The sequence below is a fragment of the Amycolatopsis sp. NPDC006131 genome, assembly GCF_040614175.1.
Taxonomy (GTDB): domain Bacteria; phylum Actinomycetota; class Actinomycetes; order Mycobacteriales; family Pseudonocardiaceae; genus Amycolatopsis_E; species Amycolatopsis_E tucumanensis.
Genome location: NZ_JBEXTX010000101.1, coordinates 18,068 through 29,552 on the forward strand (window position 1 = coordinate 18,068; position 11,485 = coordinate 29,552).

The 11,485-nt window shown below is 72.4% G+C and carries 9 protein-coding genes; 8 read left to right on the top strand and 1 reads right to left on the bottom strand.

Annotated features, from left to right (window positions below):
• Positions 1-353: 353 nt before the first annotated feature.
• Positions 354-1,166 (bottom strand): alpha/beta hydrolase, encoded by an 813-nt coding sequence (locus ABZ215_RS34675; protein ID WP_354954552.1) that lies wholly within the window; start codon positions 1,164-1,166, stop codon positions 354-356.
• A 121-nt stretch (positions 1,167-1,287) separates the two neighbouring features.
• On the opposite strand from ABZ215_RS34675, the gene glmS reads away from it, so the two are divergent.
• From glmS to xylB, 8 genes are all read left to right on the top strand, one after another.
• The gene (gene glmS / locus ABZ215_RS34680) at positions 1,288-3,150 is read left to right on the top strand and encodes a glutamine--fructose-6-phosphate transaminase (isomerizing) (protein WP_027932604.1); all 1,863 of its coding nucleotides are present in this window, start codon (positions 1,288-1,290) and stop codon (positions 3,148-3,150) included.
• 10 nt (positions 3,151-3,160) lie between these two features.
• On the top strand, positions 3,161-4,600 hold the full coding sequence (locus ABZ215_RS34685) for an NAD(P)H-hydrate dehydratase (protein WP_237339598.1): 1,440 nt from the start codon (positions 3,161-3,163) through the stop codon (positions 4,598-4,600).
• 201 nt (positions 4,601-4,801) lie between these two features.
• Positions 4,802-6,262 (top strand): extracellular solute-binding protein, encoded by a 1,461-nt coding sequence (locus ABZ215_RS34690; RefSeq protein WP_237339599.1) that lies wholly within the window; start codon positions 4,802-4,804, stop codon positions 6,260-6,262.
• On the top strand, positions 6,259-7,179 hold the full coding sequence (locus ABZ215_RS34695; RefSeq protein WP_354954555.1) for a sugar ABC transporter permease: 921 nt from the start codon (positions 6,259-6,261) through the stop codon (positions 7,177-7,179). Before ABZ215_RS34690 ends, ABZ215_RS34695 begins: the two co-directional genes overlap by 4 nt.
• Positions 7,176-8,021, top strand: a complete 846-nt coding sequence (locus ABZ215_RS34700) for a carbohydrate ABC transporter permease (protein WP_020420012.1) — start codon at positions 7,176-7,178, stop codon at positions 8,019-8,021. The genes ABZ215_RS34695 and ABZ215_RS34700 overlap by 4 nt, the downstream gene beginning before the upstream one ends.
• A 1-nt stretch (position 8,022) precedes the next feature.
• On the top strand, positions 8,023-9,042 hold the full coding sequence (locus tag ABZ215_RS34705; RefSeq protein ID WP_237339602.1) for an NAD(P)-dependent alcohol dehydrogenase: 1,020 nt from the start codon (positions 8,023-8,025) through the stop codon (positions 9,040-9,042).
• Positions 9,035-9,826, top strand: coding sequence for a DeoR/GlpR family DNA-binding transcription regulator (locus ABZ215_RS34710; protein ID WP_020420014.1), 792 nt, complete (start codon positions 9,035-9,037; stop codon positions 9,824-9,826). Before ABZ215_RS34705 ends, ABZ215_RS34710 begins: the two co-directional genes overlap by 8 nt.
• On the top strand, positions 9,823-11,235 hold the full coding sequence (xylB, locus tag ABZ215_RS34715) for a xylulokinase (RefSeq protein WP_354954557.1): 1,413 nt from the start codon (positions 9,823-9,825) through the stop codon (positions 11,233-11,235). The genes ABZ215_RS34710 and xylB overlap by 4 nt, the downstream gene beginning before the upstream one ends.
• Positions 11,236-11,485 lie beyond the last annotated feature (250 nt).

An 11,485-nucleotide genomic window follows, 5' to 3' on the forward strand; every position in this document is an offset into this window, starting at 1 on the left:
CCAAAGCCCGCGACCCGACTCCTGTGGGGCGTTGTAGCCGAGGGGCGGGGGCTGTGGTGAGGCTGCCCCGGCGCGCGGCTGGGCTTCTGGCGGCGGCGGGGTGTTGTGGCTGGGCGGGTGCGGATGGCGCTGGTGGGGCGCCGGTTGGCACAGCACGTGCGCGGCTGGGCTTCTGGCGGGCGGTGGGGTGTTGTGGCTGGGCGGGTGTGGACGGCGCTGGTGTGGCGCCCGTTGCCCCCGGAACGTGCGCGGCTGGGCTTCTGGCGGGCGGCGGGGCGGGTGCGGACGGCGCCGGCGGGGCGCCGGCTGCCCCCGACCGCGCGGCCGGACTCCTGCGGCGGACGGAGGTGCAGCTACGCAGCCACCGGCAACGCGTCGCGCGAGAAATCGATCCCGGCGCGCTTCACGTCCGTCTCCAGCAGCGGCCGGTACTTGTCCGTCCCGGTCAGATGGGTCAGGAAGAACGCCGTGAACAGGGCCCGCACCAGTACCTGCGTCCGGTGGTTCGGCTTCCCGTGGAGCAGGCGCTGGCTCCAGTGGCTGCCCTCGGTCAACGCCAGGTGCGTCGACTTGTCGACTTTCCGGTACTGGACCGGCCCGCCCCACGCCTTGGCTATCGACTCGGCGTTGCCGCCCGCCGGGGCGACCAGGTCGCCGTCCGCGGCCAGGTGCAGCCCCGGCGCCGTCACCCGCACCGCGGCCGCGCTCGCCGACGGCAGCGTCTGCGCCGCGGCGAACGTCGCCACCCCGCGCACCCCGCCCGAGGCCGCGGCCAGCACCGCCGATCCGCCGCCGGTCGAGTGGCCCGCCAGGCCCAGCCTGTCCCGGTCGACGCTGATCGCGTCCGGGCCGAGCCGCACCCCGGTCACCACGTCGAGCGTCGTGCGCAGGTCCGCGGCCAGCAGGCGGTGCGACGGCAGCGGACCGAGCTGCGTGGCGGGCGCGGCGGCCACGATGCCCCAGCTCGCCAGATGCGCCAGCAGCCCGCGGTACCGCCCGGGCGGCTGCAACCAACCGTGCCCGAACGCCACCGCCGGCAGCCCGAGGCCGCTTCGTGGGGTGAACACCACACCGGGCAATCCGGCGAGCGCGAGGTTGCCCCGCAGCACGTCGTGCGGTCCCGCGTGCGACAGCTCTTCGAGCAGCTCCTTGGGCTTGCTGACCATGGTCGAGAGCTTAGGGCAGCCCGCCCCGGCACGGCCGCGCAACATCCTTCGGAAGCGCGGTTTCGCCGAGGTGGAGATGAGCCGGGGGAGCGCGACCCGTATCCCTCGTTAGGCTGGTGGTGTGTGCGGAATCGTGGGATATGTCGGTCACCGGCAGGCGCTGGACGTCGTGCTCGGCGGGCTGCGCCGGATGGAGTACCGCGGGTATGACTCGGCCGGGGTGGCCGTGCTGGACGGCGCCGGCGCGCTGACCGTCGAACGCAAGGCGGGCCGCCTGGCCAACCTGGAGGGCGCGCTCTCCGAACACGGCCTCGACCGGTTCGCGGGCACCGCGGGCATGGGCCACACCCGCTGGGCGACCCACGGCGCGCCCATCGACCGCAACTCGCACCCGCACCGGGACGCCTCGCAGCGCGTCGCGGTCGTGCACAACGGCATCATCGAGAACTTCGCCGCCCTGCGGGCCGAGCTGGAGGCCGACGGTGTCGAGATGACCAGCGACACCGACACCGAGACCGCCGCTCACCTGGTGGCCCGCGCCTACGCCGACGGCCCCACCGCCGGTGACCTGCCGGCCAGCGTCCGGGCCGTGTGCCGCCGCCTCGAAGGCGCGTTCACCCTGGTCGTCACCCACGCCGACCAGCCGGACATGATCGTCGCCGCGCGGCGGTCGTCGCCGCTGGTCGTGGGGGTCGGCGAGGGCGAGCACTTCGTCGCCTCCGACGTGTCGGCCTTCATCGAGCATACCCGCGAGGCCGTCGAGCTGGGCCAGGACCAGGTCGTCGTCATCAGCCGCGACGGCTACGACATCTCCGACTTCGCCGGCGAGCCCGCGCAGGGCAAGCCGTTCACGGTCAACTGGGACCTCTCGGCCGCCGAGAAGGGCGGCCACGAGTACTTCATGCTCAAGGAGATCGAGGAGCAGCCGGAGGCGCTGGCGAACACGCTGCGCGGCCACTTCGACCGCGGCCGCATCATCCTCGACGAGCAGCGCCTGTCCGACCAGGACCTGCGCGAGGTCGACAAGGTGTTCGTGGTGGCCTGCGGCTCGGCCTACCACTCCGGCCTGGTCGCCAAGTACGCGATCGAGCACTGGTGCCGCCTGCCCGTCGAGGTCGAGCTGGCCAGCGAGTTCCGCTACCGCGACCCGGTGCTGGACCGGGACACCCTGGTCGTCGCCGTGTCGCAGTCCGGGGAGACCGCGGACACGCTCGAAGCGATCCGCCACGCCCGCGACCAGAAGGCGCGCGTGCTGGCCGTCTGCAACACCAACGGCGCGCAGATCCCGCGCGAGTCCGACGCCGTGCTCTACACGCACGCCGGGCCGGAGGTCGGGGTCGCGGCGACGAAGACTTTCCTGTCGCAGATCGCGGCGAACTACCTCGTCGGCCTCGCACTGGCGCAGGCCCGCGGCACGAAGTACCCGGACGAGGTGGCACGCGAGTTCGCCGAGCTGGAGGCCATGCCGGCCGCCGTGCAGAAGGTTCTGTCCACTGTGGACCAGGTGCGCGAGCTGAGCCGGGACATCGCCGACTCGAAGGCCGTGCTGTTCCTGGGCAGGCACGTCGGCTACCCGGTCGCGCTGGAGGGCGCGCTCAAGCTCAAGGAGCTGGCGTACATGCACGCCGAGGCCTTCGCCGCCGGTGAGCTGAAGCACGGCCCGATCGCGTTGATCGAGGAGGGCCTTCCGGTCGTCGTCGTGATGCCGTCGCCGAAGGGCCGCGCGGTGCTGCACGCCAAGCTGGTGTCGAACATCAGCGAGATCCAGGCCCGCGGCGCGCGCACGATCGTCATCGCCGAGGAGGGCGACGACACGGTGCGCCCGTTCGCCGACGAGCTGATCGAGGTCCCGGCGGTGCCGACGCTGCTCCAGCCGCTGGTGTCCACCGTGCCGCTGCAGGTGCTGTCGGCCGAGATCGCTCGCTCGCGTGGTTACGACGTGGACAAGCCGCGGAACCTGGCGAAGTCCGTGACCGTGGAGTAAACAGGGCCGCGTGCAGGGAATCTGGACCACCGACCGGATCCGTTCGGCTGAAGAGAAGCTGTTGGCCGCCACGCCCGAGGGCGCGCTGATGCACAAGGCCGCGTTCGCGGTCGCCCTGCACGCGGCCGAGATGCTGGCCGAGCACACCGGGCAGGTGTCCGGGCGGCGCGTCGCGCTGCTCGTCGGCGCGGGCAACAACGGCGGCGACGCGTTGTGGGCCGGTGCGTTCCTGCGCCGCCGTGGCGTGAGCGTCACCGCGATCCTGCTCAAGCCCGAGAAGGCGCACGCCGCCGGGCTGGCCGCGCTGCGCCGGGCGAAGGGCCGGGTGGTGTCCGCCGAGGACGGCCCGGCGGTGCTCGAAGCCGCGGACCTGGTGATCGACGGGATCGTCGGCCTGTCCGCGCACGGCGGCCTGCGCCCGGACGCGGCCGCGCTGGTCGAGCACGTTCGCGCGCCGGTGCTGGCGGTCGACCTGCCCAGCGGCGTCGAGCCGGACACCGGGGCGGTGCCGGGCGACGCGGTCACGGCCACGCGGACAGTGACGTTCGGCGCGCGCAAACCGGTGCACGTGCTCAACCCGTCGCGCTGCGGGCGGGTCGAGCTGGTCGACATCGGGCTGGAACTGGACGATCCGGACCTGTGGCAGCTGGACGCGGCCGACGTCGGGCGCGCGTGGCCGGTGCCGGGGCCGGCGGACAACAAGTACAGCCAGGGTGTGACGGGCGTCGCGGCCGGCTCGGCGACCTACCCGGGCGCGGCGGTGCTCGCGACCGGTTCGGCGGTGCTCGCGACGTCCGGCATGGTGCGCTACGCCGGGCCGGCGGCTGACGTCGTGCGGTCGCGGTGGCCGGAGGTCGTGGCGACCGGTTCGGTGACCGACGCCGGGCGGGTGCAGGCGTGGGTGGTCGGGCCGGGGATCGGGACCGGCCGCGAGGGGCGTGAGGTGCTGGGGCACGTGCTCGGCGCCGGGGTCCCGGTGTGCGCGGACGCCGACGCGACGACGCTGATGGCGCACCGCCCGGACGTCCTGGACGCTCGTGACCCGGGCACGCCGCTGGTGCTGACCCCGCACGCGGGCGAGTTCGAACGCCTGATGGGCCGCTCGCCGGGCGAGGACCGGGTGGCGTCGGTGCGGGAGGCCGCGGCGAAGTACGACGCCGTGGTGCTGCTGAAGGGCAACGTGACGATCGTCGCCGCCCCGGACGGCCGGGTGCTGGTGAACGTCGCGCGCGGCTCGTGGCTGGCGACGGCCGGTTCCGGGGACGTGCTGTCCGGGTTGATCGGCTCGCTGCTGGCGGGTGGGTTGGAGCCGTGGCTGGCTGCGGGGTGTGCGGCGTACGTGCATTCGCTGGCGGGGGATCTGGCGGCGCGGGGCGTGCCGGTCTCGGCGTCGGGGATTCTGGCCGCGATCCCGGATGCCGTGCGGACGGTGCGCGCCGCGGTGCTCTGACGCGGAGCGGGTGTTCCCGGGCGCGATCCTCGCGGCGATTCCGGCGGCCGCGCAGACCTAGATCGACCGCGTTCTGAACACGAACCATCACCGAGAGCTCCTACAGGAGAACTTACCCATCAAGTTATCGAGTTATGTGTTAACAACCGCGAGATCCTCTGGTAAATAAGTGGGCGTCCCCACCAACTACGGAGGAACCCAATGACGGGAGCGCCCCCAAGGGGCGTCGCGCGGCGGTCGGTGCTCAGGGGGGCACTGGCGGGCGGCGCGGCCCTCGCCACCGGCGGCCTGCTCGGCGCCTGCAGCGCCCGGCAGGACGCGCCGCGGATCGTCACCGACGACCGCTGGCGCCAGTTCGCAGGCGCCACCATCAACCTGATCTCCGAGAACACCGCCCCCACCGCGGCGATCGCGGCGAACCTCAAGCCGTTCACGGATCTGACCGGCATCAACGTCAACATCGTCACGCTGGAGCTGTCCGCCCTGGTCCAGAAGGTCGCGCTCGACCTGGCCGGCGGCGAATCGCAGTACCACGTGATCTACGCCGACCCCTACCAGGTGCTCGCGCCCTACTCGAAGGGCCTGGTCGACCTGCGCGAGCTCGCCGCGCAGCCCGGCCTGCCCGAGTTCACCGGCTGGGACGACTTCATCCCGACCCAGCTCGACGCGGCCGGCCGGTTCGGCGACCGGGACAAGATCTTCGCCGTCCCCTACGACTGCCCGACGATGATCTGGCAGTACCGCGCCGACCTGTTCGACAAGTACGGCGCGCGCATGGCCGACGACCTCGGCTTCGACCCGACCCCCGGCCTCGACCGCACCTGGGACGAGTACCTGCGGATCGCCCGGTGGTTCAACGACAACGCCGACGAAGTCGCCTACGGCACCGGCCACCAGGCCAAACAACACGACTCGCTGATGTGCGACTTCTCCAACGTGCTGTGGTCCTACGGCGGCGACTACTTCGACAACGGCACCGAGGTCGGCCTCTACGGCACCACCGACCCCGGCCCGTGCCGCCTCGGCAGCGACCAGGCCATCGCCGCCGCCGAGTTCTACCAGCGGCTCCTGTCGATCGCCGACCCGTCGTCGAAGACCTGGGACTGGAACGGCCTCGCCCCGGCGCTCAGCTCGGGCCGGATTGCGATGTGCGTCAACTGGCACGAGTACGCGGCGGCCAACGAGAAGGCCATGCCCGGCCGCTTCGGTTACGCCCCGCTGCCGCGCGGTCCGGTCCGCTCCGCCAACCACTACGGCGGCTGCGGCATCGGCATCAACGGCAACACCCAGCCCAACGAGCGGATGGCCGCGTGGCTGTTCGTGCTCTGGGCGACCTCGACGCAGACGCAGCTGGCCAACCTCAAGAGCGAGGCAGGCGGCGGCACCCCGACCCGGCAGTCCGTCTACGACCTGCCCGAGGTCCGCGCCGCCGAGCACCGGCCGTCCGCGATGCCGAACATCCTCGCCGCGCCCGCCGTGGCGACCGCGTGGCAGCCGGAGAACATCGGTCTGCGGCCGAAGATCCCGATGTGGAACGAGTGCGACACCGCCGTCTACACGCAACTGTCCAAAATGCTCGCCGGTGACTCCTCGCCCGCGGACACCATGCGCGGCGCGGCCACGAAGATCGACCGGATCACGGCACGGGGGTGGGCGGCATGACCACGACACTCAACGCGCCGGCCGAGGCGCCGGTGCGGAACACCAAGCCACGCAAGCGGATCGGCTTCCACGGCCTCATGCTGACGCCGGGCATGATCCTGCTCGCGCTGCTGTCGGTCATCCCGCTGGTCACGATCATCGCGATGAGCTTCTCGCGCGTGCACCTGCTCGGCGGGGTCGTGTTCGACAACGTCGGCCTGACCTACTGGGCGCGGCTGTTCGGCGACCTCGACCTGTGGGTGCAGTGGCTGCGCACCATCGCCTTCTTCGTGCTGACCGTCGGCCTGGAAATGGTGCTGGGCCTGGGATTCGCGCTGTGCCTGTGGAAGCTGGTGCGCTCCCGCAACCTGCTGCTGACGCTGTTCCTGCTGCCGATGTTCGTCGCGCCGGTGATCGTCGGCCTGCTCGGCCGGTTCCTCACCGACTCCACGTTCGGCCTCTACACGTGGCTGCTCGGCCTGGTCGGCTACCACGGCGACATCCTCGGCGGCGGCACGTCGGCGTTCCTCGCGGTGGTCGCGATGGACGTCTGGGAGTGGACCCCGCTGATCACGCTGGTCGTGCTCGCCGGCCTGACCGCGGTGCCGCAGAGCATCCGCGAGGCCGCGGCGCTGGACGGCGCGAACGGCTGGCAGAGCTTCCGGCACGTCCTGCTGCCCTCGATCTCCGGGGTGCTGCTGGTTGCGCTGCTGATCCGCTCGATGGACGCGATCCGCTACTTCGACATCATCAGCGTCACCACCAACGGCGGCCCGGCGGACGCGACCAAGACAGTGCCGATCCGGTTGTACGAAACCGCTTTCCGCTTCTTCGACCTCGGCTACGCCGCGGTGATCGGGCTCGTCATGCTCGTCGTGACGATCCTCATCGCGCGGGCGTTCGTCCGGGTGCTGGACAGGAAGGGGCTGACCCGATGACGAGCGCCATCGACCGCACGCCGCTGCGCGCCCGGGTGGGCGTCCGCGCCGTGGTGATCGTCGGTCTGCTGTGGACGCTGGTGCCGCTGGTGTGGATGGTGGCGTCCTCGTTCAAGTCCGATGTGGACGTCACGGCCGCGGAGCCGGAGTTCCTGTTCCAGCCGACGCTGGAGAACTACCGCAGCCTGTTCACCGGGGCCAACAACCTCGGCCCCTACATCTGGCACAGCGTGCTCGCGTCCGGGATCTCGTCGGTGCTCGCCGTCGCGATCGGCGCGCTGGCGGGCTACGGGCTCGCCGGGACCCGCATGCGGGCCAAGAAGCACGTCGCGTTCTGGATCATCTCGACCCGGATGGCGCCGATCGCCGTCGTGGTGCTGCCGCTGTTCCTGCTGTTCCGCGGCGCGAACCTGATCGACAGCATCCCCGGGCTGATCCTGGCGTACCTGACGTTCAACCTGCCGTTCGCGATCTGGCTGATGAGCGCGTTCTTCGCCGAGGTGCCGCCGTCGGTGGAGGAGTCGGCGCTGGTCGCGGGCTGCACGCGGTGGCAGGCGTTCTGGCACGTCGTGCTGCCGCTGACCAAGTCGGGCCTGGTGACCACCTTCGTGCTGTGCCTGGTGTTCTCCTGGAACGACTACGCGTTCGCGCTGGTGTTCAGCGGTCCGCACTCGCAGACCCTGCCGATCGCCGCCGACCAGCTCGTGACGCAGACGGGAATCGACTGGGGCCAGCTCACGGCCATCGGCACTATTGTGGTGTTGCCGATGATCGTGGCCGGTCTCGCCGTGCGCCGGTGGCTGGTCACCGGCCTGACGCTGGGAGCCGTGACAGGTGAGTGAAGTGCCCGCGACGATGAAGGTCGCCGTGCTGTACGGGATCCACGACATCCGCGTCGAGGAGCGTCCCGTGCCGGCGCCGGCGCCGGACGAGGTGCTGATCCGGGTCGCCTCCGTCGGCACCTGCGGTTCCGACGTGCACTACTACGAGCACGGCCGCATCGGCGACTTCGTCGTCGAGCAGCCGCTGGTCCTCGGCCACGAGCCCAGCGGGGTGGTCGTCGCCAGGGGGAAGGACGCGCGGCGGCACGAGATCGGCGCGCGGGTGGCCCTCGAACCGGGCGTGCCGTGCTCGGTGTGCGCCGAGTGCAAGGCGGGCCGCTACAACCTGTGCCCGCGCATGCGGTTCTTCGGCACCCCGCCGATCGACGGCGCGTTCTGCGAGTACGTGGTGCTGCGCGAGGACTTCGCGCACCCGGTGCCGGACGCGCTCAGCGACGACGCGGCCGGGCTGCTCGAACCGCTGTCGGTGGGTGTGTGGGCGAGCCGCAAGTCGCGCGTCGCGCCGGGCAGCCGGGTGCTGATCACCGGCGCCGGGCCGATCGGGCTGGTCGCGACGCAGACCGCGCGGGCGTTCGGCGCGAGCGAGGTCGTCGTCACCGACGTCAACCCGCGGCGCCTCCAGGTGGCGGAGGAGCTGGGCGCGACCGCGACGATCGACGTGTCGCGGGAGAGCCTGGCCGACGCCGGGTTCGAGCCGGACGTGCTGCTCGAGTGCTCGGGCGTGCCCGCCGCGGCCGGGCAGGCGATCCGCACGGTCGCCCGCGCCGGCCGGGTCGTGCTGATCGGCATGGGCGGCGACGAGATCCCGCTGCCGCTGGCGCACGTGCAGAACTTCGAACTGGAGGTCACCGGCACCTTCCGGTACGCGAACACCTGGCCGACGGCGATCGCGCTGGCCGCGGGCGGCGAGGTCGACCTGGACCGCCTGGTCACCCACCGGTTCGGCCTGGACGAGGTCGAGCAGGCCCTCACCATCGCCGGGAAGGACGACTCGGTCATCAAGGCGGTGGTGCGTGCCTAGACCGTCCGACGCCGAGGTCGAGCAGCGCCGCCAGGAGGTCCTGCGGCACGTGATCGACTGCGGTGAGGTGCGCATCGATCAGCTGACCGAGCAGTTCGGGGTCAGCCTGATGACGATGCACCGCGACCTCGACGACCTCGCGGAGCGGCGGCTGCTGCGCAAGCTGCGCGGCAAGGTGGCGGCGTACCCGGCGCTGACCATGGAGACGGCGAAGCGCTTCCGGGAGAACCTCAACCTGCCGCTGAAGGAAGCGTTGTCGGCGCTGGCGTTCGAGCAGGTGACGGCCGGGCAGACGGTGTTCGTCGACGACTCGACGACGTTGTTCCCGCTGGTCCGCCGGTTCCCGGAGCTGGGGCGGCTGGTGGTGATCACCAACTCGCTGGAGGAGGCCCGCATCCTCGGCGAGGCCGAGGGCGTCGAGGTGCTGCTGCTCGGCGGCCGCTACACGGAGTTCGACTCGTGCAGCGGTCCGGACACCGTCGCCGCCCTGGGCCGGATGCGCGCCGACGTCGGGTTCGTCTCCGCGACGGCGGTCGCAGGCGGGCGGCTCTACCACCCGGTGCGCGACTACGCCGACCTGAAGACGGCCGCGCTGGCCGCGTCGAACCGGAACGTGCTCGTGGTCGACCATTCGAAGTTCGGCCGCACGGCGACCTACGACTACGGTGACGTCGGCGCCTACGACGTCGTGATCACCGACGACATGACGCCCGCCGACGAGATCGCCGCGATGCGGGCGCTCGGCGTGGAAGTGCTGGTGGCCGAAGTTCCGGAGGGATCATGACGGACAAGCTCGTGGCCGGGGTCGACTCGTCCACCCAATCGACCAAGATCGTCGTCTGTGACGCGGAGACGGGCGCGGTGGTGCGCACCGGCCGCGCCGCGCACCCGGACGCGACCGAGGTGGACCCGCGCGAGTGGTGGCGGGCGTTCACCGAGGCCAGTGACGGGTTGCTGGACGGCGTTCAGGCGCTCGGCGTCGGCGGTCAGCAGCACGGCATGGTGACGCTCGACGAGGACGGCGAAGTCGTGCGGCCGGCGTTGCTGTGGAACGACACGCGGTCCGGGCAGGCGGCCGAGGACCTGGTGCGGGAGCTGGGCGGCCCGGCGGCGTGGACGGAGGCGGTCGGCTCGGTGCCGGTCGCCAGCTTCACGGTGACGAAGCTGCGGTGGCTCGCGGAGAACGAGCCGGAGCTGGCCGACCGGGTGGCGCGCGTGGTGCTGCCGCACGACTGGCTGACCTGGCGGCTGACCGGCGGCGAGCCGGTGACCGACCGCGGCGACGCGTCCGGCACGGGCTACTTCTCGCCGGCGGAGGGCGTGTACCGGCGGGACATCCTCAAGCACGCGTTCGGCGGCCGGGACCCGGAGCTGCCGCGGGTGCTGGGCCCGGCGGAGGCGGCCGGGCGGACGCCGGACGGGGTGCTGGTGTCGGCGGGCACGGGCGACAACATGGCCGCGGCGCTGGCGCTGGGCCTCGGCGAGGGCGACGTCGTCGTGTCGCTGGGCACGAGCGGCACGGTGTTCGGCGTGTGCGAGACGGCGTCCGCGGACGCCACCGGGCTGGTCGCCGGTTTCGCCGACGCGACCGGCCGGTTCCTGCCGCTGGCCTGCACGCTCAACGCGGCGCGCGTCCTGACCGCGACGGCCGCGATGCTGGGCACCGACCTGGCCGGGGTCGACCGGCTGGCGCTGGCGGCCCAGCCGGGCGCCGAGGGCCTGACGCTGCTGCCGTACCTGGACGGCGAGCGCACCCCGAACCTGCCCACGGCGGCCGGTTCGCTGCACGGCTTGCGCCGGGGCAACATGACGCCGGAAAACGTGGCGCGCGCCGCGGTCGAAGGGATGCTGTGCGGCCTGTCGGCGGGCCTCGACGCGGTGGCGGCGCAGGGCCTGGCCGCGCGGCGGGTGCTGCTGATCGGCGGGGCGGCCCAGTCCGAGGCGGTGCGGGCGATCGCGCCGATCGTGTTCGGGGTGCCGGTGGTGGTGCCGGAGCCGGCGGAGCACGTCGCGCTGGGCGCCGCGCGCCAGGCGGCGTGGGCGCTGGCGGGAGGCGCGGAGCCGCCGGTGTGGGAGGCGAAGGCGCAGGTGACCCTGGAGCAGCCGCAGTCGCCCGAGGTCGGCAACGAGATCCGCGGCAGGCACCTGGCGGTGCGGCAGCTGGTGCACGACGTGCCGGTGCAGGGGGCGTGAGCTAGGGAAAACGGTCCATGGCGGCAGCGGGGGAGGCCGGCGCCCGAGCCGACCACCCGGCGCCGCGAGGCGTCCTTCCCGCCCGCAGGGCGCCCAGTGGCCCGGACGTGGGAAAATGGACCGCGATGAGCCCCGATCTCCCCCGCGCCGAGGTTGTCGTCGACCTGGCTGCCCTGCGGCACAACGTCGCCCTGCCCACAGGTTCAGGTAGGCCACGAAGTCCGAGGACTTGTCGGCGAACCGGGCGTGC